General features: G+C 71.8%; 23 protein-coding genes. 9 read left to right on the forward strand and 14 right to left on the reverse strand.

Annotated features, from left to right (window positions below; genetic code table 11):
- The first annotated feature begins 130 nt into the window (after positions 1-130).
- The 5 genes from DBP14_RS17190 (at position 131) to DBP14_RS17210 (ending at position 4,010) form a co-directional block, all read left to right on the forward strand.
- The gene (locus DBP14_RS17190) at positions 131-1,123 is read left to right on the forward strand and encodes an ABC transporter ATP-binding protein (RefSeq protein WP_129311915.1); all 993 of its coding nucleotides are present in this window, start codon (positions 131-133) and stop codon (positions 1,121-1,123) included.
- A complete protein-coding gene (locus tag DBP14_RS17195) occupies positions 1,113-2,027 on the forward strand; it encodes an ABC transporter permease subunit (protein ID WP_129308081.1) in 915 nt (304 codons plus the stop codon). Before DBP14_RS17190 ends, DBP14_RS17195 begins: the two co-directional genes overlap by 11 nt.
- Positions 2,024-2,935 carry an ABC transporter ATP-binding protein gene (locus DBP14_RS17200; protein ID WP_129308082.1) on the forward strand — a complete coding sequence of 304 codons (912 nt, stop codon included), beginning with the start codon at positions 2,024-2,026 and terminating at the stop codon, positions 2,933-2,935. The genes DBP14_RS17195 and DBP14_RS17200 overlap by 4 nt, the downstream gene beginning before the upstream one ends.
- A gap of 10 nt (positions 2,936-2,945) precedes the next feature.
- Entirely contained in the window at positions 2,946-3,665 is a 720-nt protein-coding gene (locus tag DBP14_RS17205; protein ID WP_129308083.1) for an ABC transporter permease, read from the forward strand.
- Positions 3,666-3,752: 87 nt separating this feature from the next.
- Positions 3,753-4,010, forward strand: a complete 258-nt coding sequence (locus DBP14_RS17210; RefSeq protein WP_129308084.1) for a hypothetical protein — start codon at positions 3,753-3,755, stop codon at positions 4,008-4,010.
- A gap of 567 nt (positions 4,011-4,577) precedes the next feature.
- On the opposite strand, the gene DBP14_RS17215 is transcribed toward DBP14_RS17210, so the two are convergent.
- The 9 genes from DBP14_RS17215 to DBP14_RS17255 all read right to left on the reverse strand — a co-directional run bounded on the left by DBP14_RS17215 (position 4,578) and on the right by DBP14_RS17255 (position 14,686).
- A complete protein-coding gene (locus DBP14_RS17215; protein WP_129308085.1) occupies positions 4,578-5,378 on the reverse strand; it encodes a Cof-type HAD-IIB family hydrolase in 801 nt (266 codons plus the stop codon).
- Positions 5,375-6,652, reverse strand: coding sequence for a serine--tRNA ligase (gene serS / locus DBP14_RS17220; RefSeq protein WP_129308086.1), 1,278 nt, complete (start codon positions 6,650-6,652; stop codon positions 5,375-5,377). The genes DBP14_RS17215 and serS overlap by 4 nt, the downstream gene beginning before the upstream one ends.
- A gap of 562 nt (positions 6,653-7,214) precedes the next feature.
- Positions 7,215-8,147, reverse strand: coding sequence for a prephenate dehydratase (gene pheA / locus DBP14_RS17225; protein ID WP_129308087.1), 933 nt, complete (start codon positions 8,145-8,147; stop codon positions 7,215-7,217).
- Positions 8,148-8,272: 125 nt separating this feature from the next.
- Positions 8,273-9,601 carry an iron uptake transporter deferrochelatase/peroxidase subunit gene (efeB, locus tag DBP14_RS17230; RefSeq protein ID WP_129308088.1) on the reverse strand — a complete coding sequence of 443 codons (1,329 nt, stop codon included), beginning with the start codon at positions 9,599-9,601 and terminating at the stop codon, positions 8,273-8,275.
- 8 nt (positions 9,602-9,609) lie between these two features.
- Entirely contained in the window at positions 9,610-11,676 is a 2,067-nt protein-coding gene (locus DBP14_RS17235; protein WP_129308089.1) for a copper resistance protein CopC, read from the reverse strand.
- 13 nt (positions 11,677-11,689) lie between these two features.
- Positions 11,690-12,163, reverse strand: coding sequence for a copper chaperone PCu(A)C (locus DBP14_RS17240; RefSeq protein ID WP_129308090.1), 474 nt, complete (start codon positions 12,161-12,163; stop codon positions 11,690-11,692).
- Positions 12,160-12,810 carry an SCO family protein gene (locus DBP14_RS17245; protein ID WP_129308091.1) on the reverse strand — a complete coding sequence of 217 codons (651 nt, stop codon included), beginning with the start codon at positions 12,808-12,810 and terminating at the stop codon, positions 12,160-12,162. Before DBP14_RS17245 ends, DBP14_RS17240 begins: the two co-directional genes overlap by 4 nt.
- A gap of 92 nt (positions 12,811-12,902) precedes the next feature.
- Positions 12,903-13,622: a YcnI family protein gene (locus DBP14_RS17250; protein ID WP_129308092.1), complete on the reverse strand. Its 720-nt coding sequence runs from the start codon at positions 13,620-13,622 to the stop codon at positions 12,903-12,905.
- 194 nt (positions 13,623-13,816) lie between these two features.
- A complete protein-coding gene (locus DBP14_RS17255) occupies positions 13,817-14,686 on the reverse strand; it encodes a hypothetical protein (protein ID WP_164992346.1) in 870 nt (289 codons plus the stop codon).
- Between the two features lie 228 nt (positions 14,687-14,914).
- Between DBP14_RS17255 and DBP14_RS17260 the strand changes: the two genes are divergently transcribed.
- Both DBP14_RS17260 and DBP14_RS17265 read left to right on the forward strand, forming a co-directional pair.
- Positions 14,915-15,358 carry an ATP-binding protein gene (locus DBP14_RS17260; protein ID WP_129308093.1) on the forward strand — a complete coding sequence of 148 codons (444 nt, stop codon included), beginning with the start codon at positions 14,915-14,917 and terminating at the stop codon, positions 15,356-15,358.
- A gap of 55 nt (positions 15,359-15,413) precedes the next feature.
- The gene (locus DBP14_RS17265; protein ID WP_129308094.1) at positions 15,414-15,980 is read left to right on the forward strand and encodes a GNAT family protein; all 567 of its coding nucleotides are present in this window, start codon (positions 15,414-15,416) and stop codon (positions 15,978-15,980) included.
- Positions 15,981-16,125: 145 nt separating this feature from the next.
- Here the strand turns inward: DBP14_RS17265 and DBP14_RS17270 are convergent, their stop codons facing one another.
- Complete coding sequence (locus DBP14_RS17270) at positions 16,126-17,610, reverse strand: aminopeptidase P family protein (protein ID WP_129308095.1); 1,485 nt, start codon at positions 17,608-17,610, stop codon at positions 16,126-16,128.
- A gap of 307 nt (positions 17,611-17,917) precedes the next feature.
- Positions 17,918-19,471 carry a PP2C family protein-serine/threonine phosphatase gene (locus DBP14_RS17275; protein ID WP_206739453.1) on the reverse strand — a complete coding sequence of 518 codons (1,554 nt, stop codon included), beginning with the start codon at positions 19,469-19,471 and terminating at the stop codon, positions 17,918-17,920.
- 494 nt (positions 19,472-19,965) lie between these two features.
- On the opposite strand from DBP14_RS17275, the gene DBP14_RS17280 reads away from it, so the two are divergent.
- Positions 19,966-20,631: a bifunctional DNA primase/polymerase gene (locus DBP14_RS17280; protein ID WP_129308097.1), complete on the forward strand. Its 666-nt coding sequence runs from the start codon at positions 19,966-19,968 to the stop codon at positions 20,629-20,631.
- 257 nt (positions 20,632-20,888) lie between these two features.
- On the forward strand, positions 20,889-21,518 hold the full coding sequence (locus DBP14_RS17285; protein WP_241740949.1) for a hypothetical protein: 630 nt from the start codon (positions 20,889-20,891) through the stop codon (positions 21,516-21,518).
- Positions 21,519-21,946: 428 nt separating this feature from the next.
- On the opposite strand, the gene DBP14_RS17290 is transcribed toward DBP14_RS17285, so the two are convergent.
- The 3 genes from DBP14_RS17290 to DBP14_RS17300 all read right to left on the reverse strand — a co-directional run bounded on the left by DBP14_RS17290 (position 21,947) and on the right by DBP14_RS17300 (position 24,848).
- Positions 21,947-22,912: a DUF5926 family protein gene (locus DBP14_RS17290; protein WP_129308098.1), complete on the reverse strand. Its 966-nt coding sequence runs from the start codon at positions 22,910-22,912 to the stop codon at positions 21,947-21,949.
- A 226-nt stretch (positions 22,913-23,138) separates the two neighbouring features.
- Entirely contained in the window at positions 23,139-23,801 is a 663-nt protein-coding gene (locus DBP14_RS17295; protein WP_129308099.1) for an ATP-binding protein, read from the reverse strand.
- A 216-nt stretch (positions 23,802-24,017) separates the two neighbouring features.
- Entirely contained in the window at positions 24,018-24,848 is an 831-nt protein-coding gene (locus tag DBP14_RS17300; protein ID WP_129308100.1) for a glycerophosphodiester phosphodiesterase, read from the reverse strand.
- Between the last annotated feature and the right edge of the window lie 344 nt (positions 24,849-25,192).

The following is a 25,192-nucleotide window of genomic DNA, read 5'->3' on the forward strand; positions in this document are numbered from 1 at the left end:
CCCCCGGCACTGTGGATAACTCTCAGGCACGGCCTCCCTCAGGGTCGCGTACTACTGGAGTCTGACCCCAAGACGGCTCTGAGGTCTGACGCGGGGCGTGGCCGGGGTCACTACGGTCAAAGACGTGACTGTGATCGCGACCGAAAGCCTGAGCAAGCGGTTCCCCCGGGTGACCGCGCTCGACCGGCTGTCCGTGGACATCGGGGCCGGTGTGACCGGACTCGTCGGAGCCAACGGCGCCGGCAAGTCCACCCTGATCAAGATCCTGCTGGGTCTGTCCCCCGCCACCGAGGGCAGCGCCGAGGTCCTGGGCCTCGACGTCGCCACGAAGGGCGCCGCCATCCGCGAGCGCGTCGGCTACATGCCGGAGCACGACTGCCTGCCGCCCGACGTCTCGGCCACCGAGTTCGTCGTCCACATGGCACGCATGTCGGGCCTGCCGCCGACCGCCGCGCGCGAGCGCACCGCGGACACGCTGCGCCACGTCGGCCTGTATGAGGAGCGCTACCGCCCCATCGGCGGCTACTCCACGGGCATGAAGCAGCGGGTGAAGCTGGCCCAGGCCCTCGTCCACGACCCGAAACTGGTCTTCCTGGACGAGCCGACCAACGGCCTCGACCCGGTCGGCCGCGACGAGATGCTGGGCCTGATCCGCCGCATCCACACCGACTTCGGCATCTCCGTCCTGGTCACCTCCCACCTCCTGGGCGAACTGGAACGCACCTGCGACCACGTCGTCGTGATCGACGGCGGCAAACTGCTGCGCTCCAGCTCCACCACGGACTTCACGCAGACCACGACGACCCTCGCGATCGAGGTCACCGACACCGACACCCACCCCGACGGCACCCGCGCGGTCCGCGACGCGCTCCACGCGCGCGGGATCGACACACACGCCGAGGGCGCGGGCCTGCCGGGCGCCGGACACATCCTGCTGCTCACCGCCCCCGGCGAGGAGACGTACGACCTCGTGCGCGACGTCGTCGCCGACCTCGGCCTCGGCCTGGTGCGCATGGAACAACGCCGGCACCACATCGCCGAGGTCTTCACCACCGGCACCGACAGCCGCGGGAACAGCGAGCAGGACGAGCAGCGGAAGGAGGCCGTCGGCCATGGCGGTTGAGCACTCCCCGGCGGCGCCGCCCGGCGACCAGACCCGGATCCACGACATCGGCTACCGCGGCTACGACGGCCCACGCCTCGGCCGCTCCTACGCCCGCCGCTCGCTGTACTCGCAGTCCCTGCGCGGCTCCTACGGCCTCGGCCGCTCGGTGAAGTCCAAGGTGCTGCCGATGCTGCTGTTCGCGGTGATGTGCGTACCCGCCGCGATCATGGTCGCCGTCGCGGTGATGACGAAGGCCCACGACCTCCCGCTCGCCCACGCCTACACCCGCTGGGCGATCGTCATGCAGGCCGTGATCAGCCTGTACGTCGCCTCGCAGGCGCCCCAGTCCGTCTCCCGCGACCTGCGCTTCAAGACCGTACCGCTGTACTTCTCCCGGCCCATCGAGACGGCCGACTACGTGCTCGCCAAGTTCGCGGCGCTGGCCTCGGCCCTGTTCATCCTGACCGGCGGCCCCCTGCTGGTCATGTACCTGGGCACGCTGCTCGCCAAGATGGGCTTCGCCCACGAGACCAAGCAATTCGCCCAGGGACTGGTGTCCGTGGCCCTGCTCTCCCTGCTGTTCGCCGGCATCGGCCTCGTCATCGCCGCGGTCACCCCGCGCCGCGGCTTCGGCATCGCCGCCGTGATCGCCGTGCTGATCATCTCCTACGGCGCGGTCTCCACCCTCCAGGCCATCGCCTTCCACCAGGACAACACCGGCGCCGTCCCGTGGATCGGCCTGTTCTCGCCCGTCACCCTGATCGACGGCGTGCAGTCCGCCCTCCTCGGCGGCTCCTCCTCCTTCCCCGGAGGCGTCGGCCCGTCCAGCGGCCAGGGCGTCGCGTACGTGCTGGTCGCCCTCGGCGTGATCGCCGCGTGCTACGGCCTCCTGGTGCGCCGCTACAAGAAGGTGGGACTGTGACAACCCTCAGCATCGACCACGTCTCCCGCTGGTTCGGCAACGTGGTCGCCGTCAACGACATCACGATGACCATCGGCCCCGGTGTCACCGGACTCCTCGGCCCCAACGGCGCCGGGAAGTCCACCCTCATCAACATGATGGGCGGCTTCCTCGCCCCCTCCACCGGCTCGATCACCCTCGACGGACAGCCGGTGTGGCGCAACGAGGCCATCTACCGGCACATCGGCATCGTCCCCGAGCGGGAGGCGATGTACGACTTCCTCACCGGCCGCGAGTTCGTCGTCGCCAACGCCGAACTGCACGGCCTGGGCGCCAAGGCGGCCCAGAAGGCGCTCGCCACGGTCGAGATGGAGTACGCGCAGGACCGGAAGATCTCCACCTACTCCAAGGGCATGCGGCAGCGCGTGAAGATGGCGAGCGCCCTCGTCCACGACCCGTCGCTGCTGCTGCTCGACGAACCGTTCAACGGCATGGACCCGCGCCAGCGCATGCAGCTCATGGACCTGCTGCGGCGGATGGGCGACGAGGGCCGCACGGTGCTGTTCTCCTCCCACATCCTCGAAGAGGTCGAACAGCTCGCCCGGCACATCGAGGTCGTCGTCGCCGGACGCCACGCGGCCAGCGGTGACTTCCGCAGGATCCGCCGCCTGATGACCGACCGGCCGCACCGCTACCTGGTCCGCTCCAGCGACGACCGCGCCCTCGCGGCCGCGCTGATCGCCGACCCGTCGACGTCCGGCATCGAGGTCGACCACGCCGAGGGCGCGCTGCTCGTGCAGGCCGTCGACTTCGGCCGCTTCACCGCCCTGCTGCCGAAGGTCGCCCGGGACCACGGCATCCGGCTCCTCACGGTCTCGCCGTCCGACGAGTCCCTGGAGTCCGTGTTCTCGTATCTGGTCGCGGCGTAGGAGGCCGAAGATGTACGACCCCACCGTCGCCCGGCTCACCTACCGGGCCCTGCTCGGCCGTCGCCGGGCCCTCATCCTCGGCGCGCTGCCGCTGCTGCTGATCGTGATCTCCGTGGCCGTACGCGGCCTGACCGGAGCGGACGACCAGACGGCCTCCGACGTCCTCGGCGGATTCGCGCTCGCCACGATGGTGCCGATCATCGGCGTCATCGCGGGCACGGGCGCGATCGGCCCCGAGATCGACGACGGCTCTGTCGTCTACCTGCTGTCCAAACCTCTGAAGCGGCCCACGATCATCTTCACCAAGCTGATCGTCGCCATCGCCGTGACCATGGTGTTCTCCGCCGTGCCGACGATGGTCGCCGGGCTGATCCTGAACGGCAACGGCCAGCAGATCGCCGTCGCCTACACGGTCGCCGCGCTCGTCTCCTCCATCGCCTACTCGGCGCTGTTCCTGCTGCTGGGCACGGTGTCGCGGCACGCGGTGGTCTTCGGACTCGTCTACGCGCTGGTCTGGGAGGCGCTGTTCGGGTCCCTGGTGCCGGGTGCGCGCACGCTCAGCGTCCAGCAGTGGTCGCTGGCCGTCGCCCACAAGCTGGCCGGCGGCGACCTGGTCACCTCGGACGTCGGCCTGCCGACCGCCACTGTGCTGCTGGTGGCGGTCACCGTGCTGGCCACCTGGTACGCCGGGCAGAAGCTGCGGACGCTGAAGCTGGCGGGCGAGGAGTAGGACGCCGGGCCCCGTCCTCCTTGACGGGGCCTTCACCCTCGTCCGGTCACACTGGGCGCAGCGGAGGTACGGCTGAGGAGGCCGCGGATGGCAGAGGAGACGCCGGGGAGCGGCGCGGGCGGTGCGGGCGGCGGGCGTGGGTCCGAGAGCGAACTCTGGGACGACGTCGTGCTGGACGAGGCGTTCATACGGGCAGCCGAGGCTGCGGAGCCGTCCGGCCGCGCGCGGATGCTGGCCGCGCGGTGGCGTTCCGGATCGCCCGAGCCGCAGCCGTGGCGCTCCGACGAGCCGCCGGCGGGCTGGTTCTTCAGCAAGGGCCGGCGGCGCAGGTGGCGGCGCCGGTAGGGGCCGCTAATTAGGTGGCTTTCGACTCGCCGTCCGGGCACAGTAGTGCTGTCCGATCCGCCGGGAACCTCCGGTGGGATCCGTTCTGGGATAAGTCGGCCGCTTCGAGCACGCCAGCGTTGCACTGCGCTTGCGTGGGCCGACGAGGGCCCGGCGCTGGGGCGGACGGGGAGGCCACGCGAACCCGGCGCCGCGAGGCGGGCGGGCAAGCCGCGCGACTCGGCGCTACGAGGTGCCGCCGCGCCCACCCGTGCCGCCCTGGGGGTCCCCCCCAGGCCCTTAAGGCACTGGGGGAGGCACGATTGCCCGCGGCTGGGTAGGGAAGCGCCCCAAAGGGGCGTGGCGCTGTGCCGATGTGCGGCTCCGCCGCGTGGGCGCGACGGCCGCAGCCGATGCCGCGGCTGGGTACGCGCGCGCTGGGAACCGACGGCGACTGCAACCCCCTAAGGGGCGCGGGGCTGTGTCGATATGCGGCTCCGCCGCGTGGGCGCGATCAGCCACGACGGACTCGCACTCGGCGTCGCAGCGCACCACGTGACCCGGAAGCCGCGCGCAGCGCGCCCGGTGTCAGGGTGTCAGCAACCGCTCCAGTACGGCCGCGATGCCGTCCTGCTCGTTGGAGAGGGTGACCTCGTCGGCCACCGAGCGGAGCTCCTCGTGGGCGTTGGCCATGGCCACACCCCGCGCCGCCCAGGCGAACATCGGGATGTCGTTCGGCATGTCGCCGAAGGCGATCGTGTCGGCGGCCTTCAGGCCGAGCCGGCGGGCCGCCAGCGACAGCCCCGTCGCCTTGGACAGGCCGAGCGGCAGCAGCTCCACGATGCCGGCGCCCGCCATGGCGACCGTGACGAACCCGCCGGCCGCCCGCCGCGCCGCCTCGCACAGCTCGTCGTCGGACAGCGAGGGATGCTGTATGTAGATCTTGTTCAGCGGCGCGGCCCACAGATCGGCCGCGTCGGTGAACGGCGTCGCCGGCAGCTTGCCGGTGACCGCGTACCCCGGCCCGACCAGCACCTCCCCGTCCAGCCCGTCCCGGCTCGCCGCCAGGTACAGCGGCCCCACCTCGGCCTCGATCTTGGCCAGCGCGACCCCCGCCAGCTGCCGGTCCAGGGTCACCGAGGTCAGCAGGCGGTGCGACCCAGCGTCGTACACCTGCGCGCCCTGGCCGCAGACGGCGAGACCGTCGTAGCCGAGGTCGTCGAGGATGTGCCGGGTCCAGGGCACCGCGCGGCCGGTGACGACGATGCGCGCGGCGCCCGCCGCGGTGGCCGCGGCGAGCGCTTCACGGGTGCGTGGTGAGATCGACTCGTCGGAGCGCAGCAGCGTGCCGTCGAGATCGGTGGCGACGAGCCCGTACGGGAAAGTCACCGGGACACCGGCTCCAGGACCTCACGCCCGCCCAGGTACGGCCGCAGCACCTCGGGGACCCGGACGGAGCCGTCGGCCTGCTGGTGGTTCTCCAGAATCGCCACGATGGTGCGCGGTACGGCGCACAGCGTGCCGTTGAGGGTGGCCAGCGGGCGCACCTTCTTGTCCTCGCGGACCCGGATCGACAGCCGGCGGGACTGGAACTCGGTGCAGTCCGACGTCGAGGTCAGCTCGCGGTACTTGCCCTGGGTCGGGATCCACGCCTCGCAGTCGAACTTGCGGGAGGCCGAGGAGCCGAGGTCGCCGGAGGCGACGTCGATGACGCGGAACGGCAGCTCCAGCGAGGTCAGCCACTGCTTCTCCCAGTCCAGCAGGCGCTGGTGCTCGGCCTGCGAATCCTCGGGGAGGACGTAGGAGAACATCTCGACCTTGTCGAACTGGTGCACGCGGAAGATGCCGCGGGTGTCCTTGCCGTGCGAGCCGGCCTCGCGGCGGAAGCACGGGGAGAAGCCCGCGTAGCGCAGCGGCAGCTGTCCCGCGTCGAGGATCTCGTCCATGTGGTACGCCGCGAGCGGCACCTCGGACGTGCCGACCAGGTACAGGTCGTCCTTGTCCAGGTGGTAGACGTCCTGGGCGGCCTGGCCGAGGAAGCCGGTGCCGGCCATGGACTGCGGGCGGACCAGCGCCGGCGTCAGCATGGGCGTGAAGCCGGCCGCGGTGGCCTGGGCGAGCGCCGCGTTGACCAGGGCCAGCTCCAGCAGCGCGCCGACGCCGGTGAGGAAGTAGAAGCGGGAGCCGGAGACCTTGGCGCCGCGCTCCACGTCGATCGCGCCGAGCAGCTGGCCCAGCTCCAGGTGGTCCTTCGGCTCGAAGCCCTCGGCGCCGAAGTCGCGGATGGTGCCGTGCTTCTCCAGCGTGACGAAGTCCTCCTCGCCGCCGACGGGCACGTCGGGGTGGACGAGATTGCCGAGCCGGAGCAGCAGTTCCTGGGTCTCGGCGTCGGCCGCGTCGCGCTCGGCGTCGGCGGTCTTGACGTCGGCGGCGAGCTGGCCGGCCTGCTTCAGCAGTTCGGCCTTCTCGTCGCCGGAGGCCTTGGGGATCAGCTTGCCGAGCTGCTTCTGCTCGGCGCGCAGCTCATCGAAGCGGACGCCGGAGGACCTGCGCCGCTCGTCGGCAGACAGGAGGGAGTCGACGAGCGCGACGTCCTCTCCACGGGCGCGCTGGGACGCGCGCACACGGTCGGGGTCCTCACGAAGCAGGCGAAGGTCAATCACGCAGCCAAGGCTACCGGTGCCCGGTCGCCGTCAACGACTCACTATTGCGACTCGCTCCTTGCGTACCGTTATGGGGCAATTGCGCAGAGTGTCGGGATGACTCGGAGGGGAGTCAATAAAAGCCCTCCCATTCCCCGGAAGGTGGCAGCGCGCGCTCCTGCGGTTGACTGGATTTCCTTGCCCGGAGCGGCACTTGAGTCGCCCGTTGTCCACAGGGATCCGCCTGGCGAAAGAGTTATCCACAGGCTGTGTGGAAAGTCTGTGGATTTCGGAATTGATCACTCCGGTACTTCGCGCCGGACTGAAGAATTCCCCGCTCAAACCGGTGCGACACCCACTTTCGGGTGGAAAGGGGTCGCTCCAAAAGATGAACCAAAGGAAACGAGTGGACGAAGGGTGAGGTGCCGGACGGTAGCCGCAACCGGGACGTCCAGGGTGATTTGTCGACCGACCGGCCTTCCCGTGTCGACTTGTCCCCAGGTCGAGAAGCTGACCTGTGGATAACTTCTGTGGATAACGAAGATATGCAGGTAGGACCGGCTGGCAGCAGTCTACGGCAGTGTCAGAACCGGCCGTCCTGGCAGCGGGCCACCCAGTCGGACGCCGCCGCGAACTCCTCGTCCGAGGTGCCCTGCCGCGCGGTCGGCGCGTCGTCCACGGTGATGTCCGCCCGGGGGTAGGAGCCGAGGAAGCGCACCTGAAGGCAGATCCGCTTCAGGCCCATCAGCGTCTCGGCCACCCGCCGGTCGGAGATGTGGCCCTCGGCGTCGATGCAGAAGCAGTAGTTGCCGATGCCCGCGCCGGTCGGCCGGGACTGGAGCAGCATCAGGTTGATGCCGCGGGAGGCGAACTCGCCCAGCAGGTCGCGCAGGCCACCCGGGTGGTCGTCGCGCTGCCACAGCACGACGGAGGTCTTGTCCGCGCCGGTCGGAGCGGCGGGCCGGGCGGGCCGGCCGACCAGCACGAACCGGGTCTGCGCGTTCTCCGCGTCGTGGATCCCGGTCTCCAGGGCCTCCAGGCCGTACCGGGCGGCTGCGAACTCGCCCGCGAAGGCTGCGTCGTACCGCCCGTCCTGGACCAGCCGGGCGGCGTCGGCGTTCGAGGCGGCGGACTCCCACAGGGCGTCCGGGAGGTTCTTCTTCAGCCAGTTGCGCACCTGCGGTTGGGCCGCCGGATGGGCGGAGACGGTCTTGATGTCGGAGAGCTTCGTGCCGGGCCGGACCAGCAGCGCGAAGGTGATCGACAGCAGCACCTCGCGGTAGATCATCAGCGGCTCGCCGGCGACCAGCCCGTCCAGGGTGGTGGTGATACCGCCCTCGACGGAGTTCTCGATCGGCAGGAACGCGGCCTCGGCCTCCCCGGCGCGCACCGCGTCCAGCGCGGACTGCACGGACACGTAGGGGATCAGTTCCCGGGTGGCGGCCTCCGGGAGGGTGCGCAGGGCGACTTCGGTGAAGGTGCCTTCAGGACCGAGATACGCATAGCTCGCTGGCATGTCCTCACCCTAATGGCCGCGAGGACGCGAGGCGCCCGCGTCTCACGAGAGCCACTCGACCGGGTGGTTTGAACCCGGATCAGCCGCTCAGCCGTGTCCGGGACCGTCCGGGACCGTCCCCCTGGTCATCCCTCCAGCAGTCGCTGTCCGACGTACTCACCCTTCGCGGCCCCGCCGGGCGCGGCGAACAGACCGCTCGCCTCGTGGCGGATGAACTGCGACAGCGCGTCCCCGCGATCGAGCTTGCGCTGGATGGGCACGAAGCCGCGCAGCGGGTCCGCCTGCCAGCAGATGAACAGCAGACCGGCGTCGGGTGTGCCGTCGGCGTCGTAGCCGTCGTGGTAGGAGAACGCGCGCCGCAGCAGCGCCGCGCCGCCGTTCTGGTCGGGCCGGGCGATCCGGGCGTGTGCGTTCAAGGGGACGACGTACTCGCCCTTCGCGTCGGCCTTCTCCAGGTTCATCGGGGTCGTCTCGGTGCCCCCGGTGAGCGGCGCCCCGTCGGACTTGCGGCGCCCGATGACCTGCTCCTGGGCGCCGAGGGAGAGCTTCTCCCAGTCGTCGAGGAGCATGCGGATCCGGCGTACGACGGCGTAGGAGCCGCCCGCCATCCAGGCCGGTTCGCCGGAGGAGGGCACGAAGATCCGCTGGTCGAAGGTGGCGTCGGAGGGCTTGGGGTTGCGGGTGCCGTCGACCTGGCCCATGAGGTTGCGGGCGGTCATGGGGTGGGCGGTGGCGCCCGGGCTGCGGTTGAAGCCGTTCATCTGCCAGCGCACGCGGGCCGCGCTGCCCGCCTCCGTCTGGATGGTGCGCAGGGCGTGGAAGGCGACCAGGGCGTCGTTGGCACCGATCTGCACCCACAGGTCGCCGTCGCTGCGGGACTTGTCGAGGTGGTCGGAGGAGAAGTCGGGCAGCGGGTCGAGCGCGGTGGGGCGCTGCTTCTCCAGACCCGTCCTGCCGAAGAAGCTGTGCCCGAAGCCGAAGGTGATCGTCAGAAAGGACGGGCCGGCGTCCCGGGCGACGTCGGTGTCGTGGTGCGGGGCCGGTTCGCCGGCCATCAGCCGCTCGGCGGTCATCGACCAGCGGCGCAGCAACGCCGCCGCCTCCTTGCGGCCCGCACCGGCCGTCAGGTCGAAGGCGATGATGTGGCCGCAGGACTGGAGGTCCTCGGTGATGCCGGGCTGATGTTTCACGTGAAACAGCGCACGGTCGGAGCCGATCGAGGTGAGCGGAGCCGCCTGGGCCGGGGCGGCCGTGTATCCGACGGCCCCGCCTGCCGCGCCGAGCACGAGGCCGGTGGCGCCGGCGGTGCCGAGCAGCGCGCGGCGGGAGATGCCGCTCTGCCCGGCCGTGGGCTCTTGCGGAGTGCCCTCGGCCTGACGGGACCGGGGGCCCCCGCTCTCGGCAGGGGAGGTGCCCTTGGACGCCCGGGCCTGGGGAGTGGACTGGTCAGCCATGGTGCGGTTCAGCCGATCTGCGCGTTCTTGGAGACGGTCACCTGGTCGATGTCGGAGGTCCGCACGGTCACGGCGATCTTCCAGTCGCCCGCCATGGGGATCTGCACTCCGGTGGCCGCCCAGTGGCCGGTGGTGATGTGGTCGGGGGTGATGGGCAGCGGGCCGATCTTCTTCGCCTCCAGGGTGAGTTCGACCTTCACCTCGGGGATGTCGAAGGCACGTCCGTTCGGCCGCTGGACGTAGAGGTGCATCTCGTTGCCGCCCACACGGGCGGGGTCGAGGTCGAGCCGGACCAGGCCCTTGCCGTCCGTACCGCCGGTGTCGAACGGCATGTCCAGGGTCACCGCGCCGGACGAGGACGAGGAGGCCGCGGCGGAACTGGAGGACGAGGCAGCCGCCTTGGCCTCCTGCTCGGTGCGGCCGGGCTCGGTCTGGGTCAGCGCGGTGGTGACGGCGAGCAGGACGACCGCGACCCCGGCCTCGGCGAGCACCGAGCGGCGCAGGCCGAAGCGGTGCGGGTCGCCGTCCCTCAGCCGCTTCTGCCGGGCGGTGTCCACGGCGGCCCGCTGCCGCGCGAGCTGAGCGGCCCGCTTGCTGTCGGCGGCCCCACCGGACGACTCCTGGGACTCCTCGGGCTCCTCGGACTCCTCCGCGACGCCCGTGCCGACTGCGGACTTCCCGGCGGCTCCTCCACTCGATGCCGGCCCCTCGGAGGCCCCCGCGCCCGATGCGGACACCCCGGCGGCTCCCGCACCCGATGCCGTCTTCTTGCCGGCGGTCGAGCCGACCTGCTCCTTCTCGGGTGCCTTCGTCGCCTGCTCGGCCACGTCTGCGGCGGCGCTCGTGTCCGCCAGCCGGCCCGTCCAGCGACGGGACACCGACGCGATGCCCACCATCAGCGCGACGAGTCCGATCTTGACCAGCAGCAGCTGTCCGTACCGCGTCTCGGTGAACGCCGACCAGGAGCCCAGCTGACGCCAGGACTGGTAGACGCCCGTGGCGACCAGCGCGAGGACGCAGCCGAAGGCGAGGCGGGAGAAGCGGCGGACGGCCGCGGACTCGACCGGGGTCTCGGCGGGCGCCCGGTACAGGGCGACCAGCAGGGCGGTGAGCCCGCCCAGCCAGCCGGCGACCGCCAGCAGGTGGACGACGTCGACGGGCATGGCGATGCCCGGCTGGAGTCCGGTCGAGGCGTGTTCCGCCATGGCCCAGCTCGCCGCGAGCCCGGCCGCGACGACGACTCCGCCGACCGCCAGCCCGAAGGTCAGGTCCCGCTTCTCCGCTTCCTCCTCCCGCCGGTTGTAGGCGCCGAAGAGGACGGCCACGAACAGCGCGGCGGCGGCGAGCAGCAGCAGCCGGGAGACCAGAGCGGCGCCGGACTTGGTCTGCAGGACCTGGCCGAGCAGGTCGAGGTCGAAGACGTCGGCGAGCTTCCCGGAGCTGGTGTAGGAGCCGCGCAGGAGCAGCAGCCACAGGGTGGCCGCGGTGAGCGCGAGCCAGCCGCCGACGACGAGCCGTTGCACGGCCCGCACCCCGGAGCCGCGCTGCCAGCAGGCCAGGACGAAGGCGGCGCCGCCCACCAGCACGATGAACCCGGCGTACGACACGTACCGGCCGAGCGCGTAGAGCCAGCCGACGGTGCCGCCGCCCGCGGCGGGAGCGGTCCCGGAGACGACGGTCTGGGAGGGCGCCCCGATGGAGAAGGTGTAGGCGCCGGAGACGGGGTGGCTGTCGGCGGAGACGACCTGGTAGGTCACCGTGTAGGTGCCCTTGCCGAGGCCGCTCTTGAGCTTGACGGCGTACGTCGTCCCGCTCACGTTGGCGGGTTTGCCGGTCTGGGCCGGCTTGCCCCTGGGGTCCAGGACGCGCAGGGAGTCGTCGTTCATCGCCACCTTCTCGGAGAAGGTGAGCGAGACCTGGGTGGGTGCCTTGTCGACCACCACCCCCTGTGCGGGGTCGCTGCCGGTCAGCGCCGCGTGTGCGGAGGCCGGCGCGGCGCCCGCGAGCAGTGCGCCGGTGACGGCGAGGAACAGCAGCAGCAGGGTGCGCAGGCGGGGGGTGATGGTCCGCGTCAAGGTGGTCCCTCCCTCAGTGGCCGGTCGACGGGTTGTACGTGGCGGACTTGACCGGCATCTCGACGGTGAGGGGTCCGGATTCGGCGAACTTCAGCGTGAGCGTGACCGTGTCGCCCTGCTTCGGCTTGCGCTTCAGCTTCTCGAACATCAGATGGTTGCCGCCGCTTTTGAACACGAGTTGACCGTGCGCGGGTATGGCGAAGGAGGACTTCTCCTCCATGGCGCCGCCGACGGTGCTGTGCATGGTGATCTCGCCGGCGGTGGCGCTGGTGACCGAGGTCAGTTCGTCCCCGGCGCCGCCCTTGTTGCTGATCGTCAGGAAGCCGGCCGCCATGTCGGCCGAGACCGGCTGCGGCATGTAGGCGGAGCTGACGGACAGGTCGGCCTTCGAGGAGCCGGAGCCCGCGCCGGAGTCCGAACCGCACCCCGCGAGAGCGAGCGCGAGGGCACCGGCGAGGGCGGCAGCGGGCAGGACGGCGCGCCTCACGGGGTCTCCCCCTTGACGATCTTCGGCAGGTCCTTGGTGTAGTCGTCGACGGTGGTGTCCTCGCCGTAGAGGACGTATCCGGCGTTCGTCTTCGGGGAGAACGCGACGACCTGGGTGCCGTGGACCGAGACCAGCTTGCCGTTCTTGTCCTTCTTGGTCGGCTCGATGGCGATGCCGACCGAGCGGGCGCCGGCCTTGACGGCGGCGAAGTCCCCGGTCAGCCCGATGAACTGGGGATCGATGCCCTTGAGCCACTTGCCCAGTTCGGCGGGGGTGTCGCGGGCCGGGTCGGTGGTGACGAACACGACTCTGAGGTCGTTCTGCTCGGCTTGGGGCAGGGACTTCTTGGCGACGGCGATGTTGCTCATCGTCGTCGGGCAGATGTCGGGGCAGTGGGTGTATCCGAAGTAGATCAGCGTCGGGTGGCCCTTGGTCTCGGCGCGCAGGTCGTACTTCTTGCCGTGCGTGTCGGTGAGCACCAGGTCGGGCTTCTTGAACGGCTGGTCGAGAACGGTTCCGGCCTTGGCGGGGCCGGTCTCGCCGACCACGGAGACGGGCGACTTGCCGGCGTCGTCGCTGCCGCAGGCGGAGAGGGTGAAGGAGGCGGCGGCGAGCAGGGCGGCCGCGGCGAACGTCTTCTTGCGCATAGAGAAATGTCCCAGATGTGTGAACTCCGGCGCGCACCGGGGTCGTACGACAGCGTCGCACGACCCCGGTGCGCGGACGGAACGGTGTGGGCTCAGGCGGACCGGCGGCGGCCCGCGAAGACGCCGTAGGCCACGCCCGCGGCCCCGATGAGGATGCCGACAACGCCGAGCACGCGTGCGGTGGTGTCGGTGTCGTCGTGCGTGTCGTCCGCCGCGGCGGTCTGCTGTCCGGTCTTCGCCGACGTGTCCTGGGCGCCGGATGCGCCCTGGTCGTCGGCCGCGGCGGTCAGCCGCAGCACCGGCGCCGGCGTCTCGGGCTCGTCCTGCCCCTTCTGCGGCACCTCGATCCAGCGGACGACCTCGTTGTCGGAGTACGTCTGGAGTGCCTTGAAGACGAGCTGGCCGGTGTCCTCGGGCAGGGCGCCGAGCGAGACGGGGAACTTCTGGAAGTAGCCCGGCTGGATGCCCTTGCCGTCGGCGGTCCAGGTGACCTTGGTGACGGCCTCGTCGATCTTCTTGCCGTGCACCGTCAGCGGCTTGGCCAGCTTGGACGTCGTGATGTGGGCGGTCCAGCCGGGGACCGGCTCGGGCATGACCGAGGCGACCGGGTGGTCGGCGGGCAGGTTGACCTCGAGCTTGACGGTCGAGGCGTTGTCACGCTCGTTGGGGACCTTGAAGTCGACGACCGCGTAGCCGCCCTTGGCCGCGGCGCCTTCGGGCTGCACGGTGACGTGCGCGGAGGCGGGGACGGCGAGGGCGAGAACGGCCGTGCCCGCGGCGGCGGTGACGGCGGCGATACGAGTTGCCTTCATGGCGGGGAGCACTCCACTGGGTGGGTTCCGGTGATGACGGGAGGTACGCGTACGCCTGGGCGGCCGCTCGGGCCTGCCCCTGCCGGCTGTCCGCCGGGTACGAGGGCTTTCCAGGTCGCGCACGCGCGCGGGCCGCACGACGGCGGCCCGCCTCCCGGCCCGGTCCGGAACCGGTCGGGGGAGGTCGTGTCGCGTCAGGCGGCGAGGAGGAACGCGGCGGCGGGCGGGCCGCGCCGGATCACCGTGTGCTGCAGAGCGGTGGTGTGCGGGGCGGGTACCTCGTCCCGGTCCGTGCGGTGGCCGCAGGGGGCCGGCCCGGCGGCGGGCAGCGGCCCGGCACGCAGGGCGCGCACCAGGGCGAGGGCCGCGCGCAGGGATCGTACGAGCGCGGCCTCCGCGACCCCGTGGGCCGACAGGTCGATCAGGCGCAGCAGGGCGAGGTCGCCGCGACGCAGCAGCCAGCCGGCGGCCAGGGCCGCGAGGACGTGGCCGAGGAGCATCGGCAGGGACGGCAGCAGGGCCGCCGAGGCGCCGGCGGCGTCGTACGCGTGGTGCGGGGCGGGGAGGCTGCCGACGGCCCGGCCCGAGGGGTCGATGAGGTGTGCGTCGAGCAGCAGCCGGTAGGCGTGCCCGGGCGTGAGCGACGTGGCGCCGGAGCCGCACAGGAGCCGCGCGGCCCGTTCGACGAGCGTGCCGTCGCTCAGGATCGTGTGCACCGGGCCGGCCGGCGGCGCGCCGGCCCGGCCCGTCGGCATGGATCCCATGGCCATGGAGCCCATCGCCATCCCGTGCTGGCCGAGCCCGAACAGCGTGTGCAGGACGGTCTGGCCGAGCGCGAGCAGCGCGGCGATGCCGGGCAGTGAGCGTTCCCGCCCGGCGAGCGGCGCCACGAGCACCAGGGAGCCGAGGAAGCCCGCGCCGAGCGTCCACAGGGGGACGGTCGCGCAGGACGCCAGGGTGTGCCCGGCCGCGGCAAGCACGACGCAGACCGCGGCGAACACCGCGGCCCTGAGAATCCGGAGCGGATGTCCGGAGCGCGTCCCGCGCGGGTGGGGGGCAGACATGGCGGGGCCCATCATCCCACTGGCTTCACGACACTCTTACGGCAGCCCGCGGTTTGCGGTGCCGCGCGGGGTTCGCGCAGTTGGGGCGTGCCCTCTGCGGTTCTCATACACCGAAACCTTCCGGGGCGCATCGCCCGTATGGGGGGAGTCACGTCATCGGGGTGCTTACGGGCCGGTACGGGCGGCAATAGGTATTCGTATGTCGAGCCGCGGCCGGGAGGCTGGAGCATGAGCATCTGGTGGTCACTCCATTTGCGCCGCGAGGCCGCGAGCGTGCCGCTCGCCCGTCGGCTGCTGATCGGCACGATGGAGACCGCGGGCGTCGACCCGGACGTCTCCTACGACCTGTCCGTCGCCCTCAGCGAGGCCTGTGCGAACGCCGTCGAGCACGGCGGGCGCACACCGGACGGCGCGTCGGAGGCCTACCGGGTGACCGCCTACCTCGACGGTGAGAAGTGCCGTATCGAGGTGGCCGACTCCGGCACCGGGTTCCACCGCACCCAGACGCTGCGGCCGCCCCGGCCGGACGCCGAGCACGGGCGGGGCCTGTGCCTGATCCAGGAACTCGCCGACCACGTCCACATCGGCGCCAAGCCGGGCCGGCGGGGCACGGTGGTGAGCTTCGACAAGATCCTCAAGTGGAAGACGGACCCCTCGCTGCTCACGGCGTGACGAACCGACAGGCGATGCGGGCCCTGGGCGCTCGGTAGGCCCTAGAGTGCCCCGCATGATGGTCGGGAGTGGGGACATAGCGGACGGAGTGGTGCTGCGGCTGCTCGCGGAAGGCGACGCGGGGGCCCTGGCCTCGGCGTACACGGAGAACCGGAAGCACCTCGAACCGTGGGAGCCGGTCCGGACGGAGTCGTTCTTCACCGAGCAGGGGCAGGCGGAGCGCGTCGCGGGGCTGCTGGGGCAGCTCGCCGAAGGGGCCCTGGTGCCCTGGGTCATGGAGGCCGCGGGCGGGCGGATCGTCGGCACGATCACCCTGTCCGGCATCACCCGGGGCCCGTTCTGCAGCGCCTACCTCGGGTACTGGGTCGGCGCCGACCAGCAGAACCGGGGGCTGGCGAGTTCGGCCGTGCGGCAGGTCTGCGAGGCCGCCCGGGACACGGTGGGGCTGCACCGCATCGAGGCGTCCACGCTGGTCGACAACGCCGCCTCGCAGCGGGTGCTGGGCAAGTGCGGGTTCGAGCCGATCGGTCTGGCCCCCGACTACCTGCACATCAACGGGGCGTGGCGCGACTGCCGCCTCTTCCAGCGGGTCCTGCACGACGGCGATCCGGCCGTCTTCTAGAGCCTTCGCGCCCAGAGGCACACACGCCGGTGGCCGGGCACCTGTATCGGTACCCGGCCACCGGGAACGTGGCTCAGCCCTTCAGGAAGGCCGTGGCTCAAGCCCTCCAGGGACGCCGTGGCTCAGCCCTTCAGGGACGCCGTGGCTAGCCCTTCAGGGAGGCCATCCACGCCTCGACCTCGTCGGAGCGGCGCGGCAGGCCCGCCGACAGGTTCCGGTTGCCGTCCTCCGTGACGAGGATGTCGTCCTCGATACGGACGCCGATGCCCCGGTACTCCTCGGGCACCGTCAGGTCGTCGGCCTGGAAGTACAGGCCGGGCTCGACCGTGAGCACCATGCCGGGCTCCAGCGTGCCGTCCACGTACGTCTCCACGCGCGCGGCGGCGCAGTCGTGGACGTCGAGGCCGAGCATGTGGCCCGTGCCGTGCAGCGTCCAGCGGCGGTGCAGGCCCAGCTCCAGGACCCGCTCGACCGGGCCCTCGACCAGGCCCCACTCGACGAGCCGCTCGGCGAGGACGCGCTGGGCGGCGTCGTGGAAGTCGCGGTACTTGGCGCCCGGCCGGACGGCCGCGATGCCGGCCTCCTGGGCGTCGTACACGGCGTCGTAGATCTTCTTCTGCAGTGCGTCGTACGTGCCGTTGATCGGCAGTGTGCGCGTGACGTCGGCGGTGTAGAGGGTGTGCGTCTCCACACCCGCGTCGAGCAGAAGCAGTTCGCCGGAGCGGACCGGGCCGTCGTTGCGGACCCAGTGCAGGGTGCAGGCGTGCGGGCCGGCCGCGCAGATGGAGCCGTAGCCGATGTCGTTGCCCTCCACGCGCGCGCGGAGGAAGAACGTGCCCTCGATGTAGCGCTCGCTGGTCGCCTCGGCCTTGTCGAGGACCTTGACGACGTCCTCGAAGCCACGGACCGTCGAGTCGACGGCCTTCTGCAGCTCGCCGATCTCGAACTCGTCCTTGACCAGGCGGGCCTCGGAGAGGAAGACGCGCAGTTCCTCGTCGCGCTCGGCGGTGACCTTGTCGGTCAGGGCGGCCTCGATGCCGGCGTCGTGGCCGCGCACCACGCGGACCGGGCCGGTGGCCTCGCGCAGCGTGCCGGCCAGCTCGCGGACGTCGGAGGCGGGGATGCCGTACAGCGCCTCGGACTCGGCGAGGGAGTGGCGGCGACCGACCCACAGCTCGCCCTGGCCGGAGAGCCAGAACTCGCCGTTCTCCCGGTCGGAGCGGGGCAGGAGGTAGATCGTCTCCCGGTGGCCGTCGGCGGTGGGCTCCAGGACGAGGACGCCGTCCTCCGTCTGGCTGCCGGTGAGGTAGGCGTACTCGACCGAGGCACGGAAGGCGTACTCCGTGTCGTTCGAGCGGGTCTTCAGGTTGCCGGCCGGGATCACCAGGCGCTCGCCCGGGAAGCGGGCGGAGAGTGCGGCGCGTCGGCGGGCGGTCTCGGCGGCGTGCGGGATCGGCTTCAGGTCACGCAGCTCGGTGTCGGCCCAGCCGGACTTCATGTTCTCCGCCAGCTCGTCGGAGATGCCCGGGTACAGGCCGTTCTTGCGCTGCTTGATGGGCTCCTCGGACTCAGTCTCCGGGCCCTCCGCGGTAGCGGTGTCGGGCACGACCGGGTTGAGTTCGTCGGACACGTGATCCTCCTCGATACGCCATGTGATCTCCCCCGGGGCCCGCGGCGCTCCTGCTTGTGGCCGAGCGGGGGCCTCCATCATCGTACGGTCGTACCGGAGTGGGACGGGGTCGGATGACCTGCTATGCCCGGTCATATCACCGACGCCCTGCCCGGCCGGGACGCGGCGGGACCACCTGCCGACCGCGCGCCGGCCATCGTCGGGCCGCGGCCCGGCTGCCCAGCCGTCGGGTGCCTCGCCCCCGGGTGCCCCGCCCCCTGCTGCCCCGCCGCCCGGCGGCTCACGGGCGTTGCCGGGTGGGCCGGGGTCAGTCGAAACGGGTTGCCAGGAGGACCACGTCCTCCTCGCTGTCGGTGGTGTCCAGGCCGTCCGGCAGGACGGTGCGCAGGACGTGGTCGGCGATGGCCTCGGGGTCGGTGCGCAGGGAGCGGGGCACGCTCGCGGCGGCCGCGTGCAGCCGGGCGAAAGCCCGGTCCATCGGGTCGCCGGTACGGTGCAGCAGCCCGTCGGTGTAGAGCAGGACCGTCTCGCCGGCCTCGGCCTGGATCTCCACGCTCGGCGCCTCCCAGCAGGCGAGCATGCCGAGCGGCGCGGAGACGGAGGTCTCGGCGAACTCGGTGCGCCGCTCCCCGATCAGCAGGGGCGGGCTGTGCCCGGCGCCGGCCAGGGTGACCTTGCGCAGCGCCGGTTCGCAGTAGGCGAAGAGCGCGGTGGCGCAGCGGGCGGGCTCGGTGAGGCGCAGCAGCAGCTCCAGGTCGGACAGGACGGCGACGGGGTCCTCGCCCTCCATCACGGCGTACGCCCGCAGGGAGGCGCGCAGCCGGCCCATGGCGGCCACCGCGCTGGGCCCGGAGCCGGTGACGGAGCCGACGGAGAGGCCGAGGGCGGCGTCCGGCAGCGGCAGCGCGTCGTACCAGTCGCCGCCGCCGCGCGGCCCGGTGCGGTGCCGGGCGGCGAGCTGGACGCCGGCCACGCGGGGCAGCCGGGCGGGCAGCAGTTCATCGGTGATGGTCGCCATGCACGCGCGCGTGCGTTCCAGTTCCACCAGCCGGGCCAGGTGCTCGGCGGTGTGGCGGACGTACAGGCCGGCGAGGTGGCGGCGGCGCTCGTCCGGCTCGGCGGGCTCGTCGTACAGCCAGACGGCGGCGCCGAGGCGGCCGGCGGCGGACGTGGACAGGGGGAGGGCGTAGCTGGCGGCGTAGCCGAGGCGGGCGGCGACCTCGCGGTGCCGGGGGTCGAGGCCGTCCTCGGCGAGCAGGTCGGGGTGGACGATCTCGGTGACGCCCCCGGTTCCGGTGCCGGTGCCGGCACCGGTATCGAGCAGGGGGCCGTAGGGCTGGGAGCCGCGCGGCACGGTCTCCATGTGGCCGAGATCGGCGCGGCCGAGACCGAGGCCGATCGTGCTGTGCGGGCCGAGCCCGTCGGCGGGCTCCAGGACCACGAGGCCCCGGCGGGCGCCGACCAGCGCGGAGCCGGCCCGCAGCAGTTCCTGGAGAGCGGCTTCCAGCGTGCTCGTCCGGGACAGCCGCTCGGTCAGCTCGTGCAGCGTCGTGAGGTCGGAGACCCAGCCGGCCAGCCGGTCCTGGAGCAGCGCTCCGGGGGCGGGGGCGCCCGGCGCGGGGACGGCGGGGACAGGATGAGAGGGGCCGGCACCTGTGGTGTGTGAGGTGGGCGCGACAGTGTGTGCGGGCGTGGGAACCGCTGAATCGATTCCAGCCACTTTCGAAGGGTGCGGGGCGTTCATGTCGTCCGGCTTCCAGACCGGTGCGTATTGCTCAAAAGCATCGCGAACCCCCATGTCATTCTGCGCCGCTAGCAGTGTCTCCACATGTACACGCACTCGTGAGGGGATGTCCAGCATTGTCCTGCCGGGATTCCTGGTGTCCATGGGTCTGGAGTGCGTTCCCTCCAGACCCCTTGCCTTACTGCCAAGTTGGCTGAAAACTGCCTCGGGTAACGGTTCATTGCGGTCGACTGGGCGTGCTCCACGGAGCGTCACAGCGGTCGTGATGGGTACGTACTCGGAGAAGGCCAGGGGTGGTTGGGGACCACCCGGAACCTGGCGACGGACCCGGGCGTCATAACCACCGACGGCCGAGCCCCATCCTCCCGTGGCGGAGGCGAAGAGGAACACGCGCGACGCAAAACGCCAGACTTCGCCACCCCCACGCCGCAACCGTGCTTTTGATAGACGCACTATGGACGCGGACGCGGCCCCTGCTCGACCCCTTGGGGTTCCCCCTGTCATGCGCAGGGGTGTGATGCGCCAACAGGTACGCACAGTGAAGTGATCGACACATGGTGTGATGTGGTCCTCGGTGTTGCCAGCGGTGCAACGGAAAGGAACGAGCGCTCATGCGCGAGATCCTCGGAAGGCGACGCAGGCTCCTGTCCAGGCGGAACGGCGGGAGGCCTGAGCCGATCAGCGCGGCCCTGACCTTCGCGACGGAATGGCAGTGGCCCGTACTCCCGGGTGTGGCCCCGGACCCCGAGGGCCGGGCCCGCTGCGCCTGCCCCGACCCGGAGTGCACGGTGCCCGGTGCGCACCCCTTCGAACCCGGCCTGCTCGCGGCCACCACCGACGCGCGCATGGTGCGCTGGTGGTGGACCAACCGGCCGGCCGCGCCGATCGTCCTGGCCACCGGCGGCAAGGCGCCCTGCGCGGTCAGCCTGCCGGCGCTCGCCGCCTCCCACGCCCTCACCCTGCTCGACAAGCGGGGCATGCGCCTCGGCCCGGTGATCGCCTCGCCCACCCGGTGGGCGCTGCTCGTGAAGCCGTACACCATGGAGCAGTTGGGTGAGCTGCTGTACGCGAAGGACTTCGTGCCCGGCTCGCTGCGGTTCCACGGCGAGGGCGGCTACCTCGCCCTTCCGCCGTCGGAGACCGGCCAGGGCGCCATCCGCTGGGAGCGCGCGCCGCTGCCCGGCTCGGCCGCGCCCTGGGTGCCCGACGTGGAGGCCGTGGTGGACGCCGTGGTCGACGCGCTGACGCGCCGGGGTGTGAGCGCGCCCGAGCTGTAGCGGCTCCGGCTCCGGCTCCGGTTCAGGTTCCGGCTCCGGCTCGGCTCCGGGATGGGGAGCGCCTGATGCTCGGGCGCCTGACGCACGGCACGGGCTGACCCCTGCAGCGCCTGGTGCTCCGGAGCGGACGCCTCGGGGGCGTGTTCCGTGGGCGCGTGTCCGGGCGCTCACTCGTACGGGTGTGAGCGGGTCCGAGTTGCCGGGGTGTCCGGCGCGGGCGGGGCCGGTCGCCCTCCGGCGGTCGTTATCGTCCGCACATGCTGCGAATTTCAGGGGGACACGGCGCCCGCGCCGCGCACCGGAGCGGGCCGGACCCCCGCAGGCTTCGGCTGCTCGCCCTCGCGGGAGTCGTGGTGGCCGTGGTCGCGCTGCCGCTGGCCGTGGCGTCGGCGGGGCCGGCGGGCGACACCGGGCGGGCGTCGGACGGTACGGCGGCGGCCCGGAACGCCGTACGACACTCCGAGCGGGCCGAGTCGCCCGACGACGCCAAGCTGCCCGCCGGCGGCCGGACCTCCCCGCTGGTGCTCGGCCTGGGCCTGGCCACCGCGGCCCGCTGCGGTCCCCAACTCACCTCACCCGACGGGGTCGAGGCGCAGACCTGCGTGCTGACCCAGGGCGAGGACACCTGGGGGCGCACCTACTACCGCAACACCAGCGGCAAGGCCCTGGACACGGTGCTGAGCCTGATGGAGCCGGGCGGCCACACCCTGCAGATGCGCTGTGCCGCGGCGACCGATGACGAGCCGGCCGCCTGCGAGACGCCCCGTGAGCACACCCGGGGCGCGCTGGACGGCTACACGGCCGTCTCGGAGTTCGCCGCGCACGGCGTGGACAGTCCGCTGCTGCTGCGGTCGGGCAGCAACTCCGGGGAGGCGGAAGGAAGTTGAGGCGGGTCGGTCTGAGGCCGCACGGTCTGAGGGTCGGGGGCTGCCGACGACTGTCCGGAGGCTGTCCGGCGATTTGACCGGTGACCGTCCGAGGACTGGCCGACGGCTGACCCGGGACTGTCAGTCGGCTATCCGGAGGCGGATCCGGGGACTGTGCTCCGGCTTTCCGGAGATGGAGCGGGGACTGTCCGCCCACTTTCCGGAGCCGGACCGGGGGCATGCGAAGACCCGGTTGCTGGCGACGGGGGATGCACCAGCAACCGGGCTACCTGAACGGTAACAAGAGATCGCCGGTTCGCAAATTCGATCTCGGCCATTCAGACACCGATTTCCCTGTCACGGCGGGGAGTTGTGACAGGAGTCACCCGTTCCGGTGCCGTCGGCACGACTGACCGGCCGGTCAGCTGTGCCGACGGGGGCGCGGTGCGTCAGCTGAGCGTGACCTGCCGGTTGGTCAGTCCGCCGCGGGCCCGGCGCTGCTCCGGCGTCAGCGGCTCCGGGGAGGCGAGGGCGGCGGCGAGGCGCTCGGCGAACTCGGCGGCCGGCTTCTCGATGTTCTCCGCGGTGGCCCCGCTCGGCAGGTCCCAGACCGGGACGGTGAGGCCGTGAGCACGGAAGGAGCCCACGAGCCTGGTGCCCTCGCCGAGGCTGGAGCGGCCCGCCGCGTGCAGCCGGGCGAGAGCGTCCAGAAGCTGCTCCTCCGGGTGCGGCATGACCCAGCGCAGGTGGTTCTTCTCCGGCGTCTCGCACCAGTAGGCGGCGTCCACGCCGGTGAGCTTCACCGTCGGGATCGCGGCGGCGTTGGCCCGCTCCAGGGATGCGGCCACCTCCGGGGCGGCGTTGTCCGCGTCCGGCACCCAGAACTCGAAGCCGCTGTGCACGACTGGCTCGAACGCGCCCTGCGGGTCGAGCAGGTCCTGGAGCCGCGGACCGTCGGCCGGGGCACGCCGGCCCTGCACGGGACTTCCGGGCTCCGCCTCCAGGGCGCGCCGAAGGGTGTCGGCGAGGTCGCGGCTGATGTCACCCGACGCCGTGTCGTTCTGCAGGCCGAGGAGCACCGAGCCGTCGTCGCGGCGCAGCGCGGGCCAGGCCATCGGCAGCACCGTGGCGAGCGTGACCGACGGGACGCCCCCGGGCAGGCCGTCCTTGAGCGGCAGCTCCACCGTGGCGGCCGGGACCAGCTCGCGCAGCGCCACCCAGTCGCATTCGCCGGGCAGCCCCTCGAACGGACGCTGCACCAGCTCGGTCACCGCGTGCGCCGCGGCCCGGCCGTGACACGCCTTGTACCGTCGGCCGCTGCCGCACGGGCAGGGCTCACGGGCACCGACGACCGGGATCTCTTCGTCGCTGAGCTGCGGGCGGTTGGCCTTCGTCTGGGGGCGCTTCTTGGCCATCGTGGGTGTCTCCCGGTTGCGGCTCGTCTCGTACGGCGCGAGCCTAGCCGTTCACGCCACGGCCGACGGGAACCTGTGGACAACGGCCCGCGTGGCCGGCCACTGAAGCCGCAGTCGATGGACCGACCCTGTGGACAACGCCTGCGGCCGAGAAACCTGTGGCCTGTGGACGACGCCCGCGGCCGGAGAGCTGTGGCCTGTGGACGCTGCCCGCAACCGGGCCGGTTCAGTCCAGGTTCTCGAACGCCTCTGCGAAGTCGAGCTCGGTCAGCGCCGGGATCGCGGAGGACATCGGGGCGACGGCCGGCCGGGCGCAGCCCAGTGCGGCGAAGTCGTCCCGGTGCCGTCCGGCGTCCGGACCGTGCACGTCCTCGTGGACCAGCACCCAGACCGTCACCTCGCCGTGGACGTCGTCCCGGACGCCCCAGTCGTCGGCGAGCGCGGTGATGATGTTGAGCCCGCGGCCGCCGTGCGCGGTGACCGACGGGGTCGCCGGGGTCGGCCTGGTCGGGCCGCCGCCGTCCGTCACCTCCACCACGAGCCGCCCGCGCGCGTCCACCTGCCAGGCGGCACGGACATCGCCGTCACCGGCCGGTGCGTCGCCCAGCGGGCGCCCGTGTTTGCACGCGTTGCTCAAAAGTTCGGAAAGGATCAGTACGGCATCGTCTATGACTGATTCCGAAACGCCGCCGCCGCGCAGCTGCGCGCGCATCCGGTGCCGCGCCTTCCCCACGCCCGCAGGGCCATGGGGTACGGCCATGCTCGACGACGTGGGCACCTCCTGTGCCACCACCAACGCCACCCCCGAGACCTCCTTTGCCCCACGCCACGGTGTGGATGCCCCATTGGCCTGTACCGGAAACCGGCCAATCCCTGTCCGACGACGCATTCACAACGATCACTTACGGACCGAATGCGCCGGAGCACTCCCCGTGACGGGCTCGTCTTCGTGTGGCTTGATTTCAGTGGTGTGGCCGAGAATGGAGCATCCAGCAGTGGCGCAGCGGGGTCAAGCCCCGTGCACAGCTCTTTACCGGCCTCTTTACCGCTCTCTTGCTGTGCGACCCTCTTGCTGTACGACCCTCTTGTGATCAGCGCGGCGACCTCACGCGCGGCCGAGCCGGCCCAGTACCGCGCGCGGGCGGTTGGTGATGATGGCGTCGACACCGAGCCGTACGCACAGGTCCACGTCCTCGGGCTCGTTCACGGTCCACACGTGCACCTGGTGGCCGGCCCGTTTCAGCCGCTCCACATAGGCCGGGTGACCGCGCACGATGCGCATCGAGGGGCCCGCGATCCGCACGCCCACGGGCAGCCGGCCGTCCCGCAGCCGGGGTGAGACGAACTGCATCAGGTAGACCGTCGGAAGCGTCGGCGCGGCGGCCCGCACCCGGTGCAGCGAGCGCGCCGAGAAGCTCATGATCCGCACCGGCGAAGCGTCGGCGGAGGCCGGGGCGTCGAGGCCGAACCGCTTCAGCAGCACCAGGAGCCGCTCCTCGACCTGGCCGGCCCACCGCGTGGGGTGCTTGGTCTCGATGGCCAGTTCGACCGGCCGTCCGGCGTCCGCGACCAGCTCCAGCAGCCTCTCCAGGGTGAGGACCGACGTCTCCTCGCGGTCCTCGGGCCGGTGCTCCCAGTCGGGCTCCTCGTCCCGCCCGCGCCAGGCGTCGCGGTTCTTCCAGGAGCCGAAGTCCAGGGTCGCGAGGTCGGACAGCTCCAGGGCGGAGACGGCACCGCGGCCGTTGGAGGTACGGTTCACCCGCCGGTCGTGCACACAGACCAGGTGGCCGTCGGCGGTGAGCCGTACGTCGCACTCCAGGGCGTCCGCGCCGTCCTCGATCGCCTTCCGGTACGCGGCCAGGGTGTGCTCGGGAGCGTCCTCGGAGGCTCCCCGGTGGGCGACGACCTGGATGCGGTGCTGTGGTGCGTGGGTCACCGCGTCATGGTGCCACCGTCGCCGGGTACGTGGGGCGGCACGGGTACGTCCGTGCGGCGAACGGAGGCGCGTGCGATGCGGCTTATGTAAGTTTTGTCAGAAGAGCCCTATATAAAGGGTGCCCCTGGACCCACAGCCACCGCTTATGGTGCTCTGACGGCCCGTGGGAAAAGCTGACTGCATACGACCGGGACCAGGCCCTGTACGACTGCGTCGCAGCGGGCCCGTGTCCCACGCGCGTGGGTGCCCCGAGGGGCGTCCGCGCGCGTGAGCGAGTATGAACGAACGAGCGTGACCGTGCGACCGACGAGCGGGAGCGCGCGACCGACGAACGTGTGCGTACG

The sequence above is a fragment of the Streptomyces sp. L2 genome, assembly GCF_004124325.1.
In the GTDB taxonomy this organism is placed as follows: Bacteria; Actinomycetota; Actinomycetes; order Streptomycetales; family Streptomycetaceae; genus Streptomyces.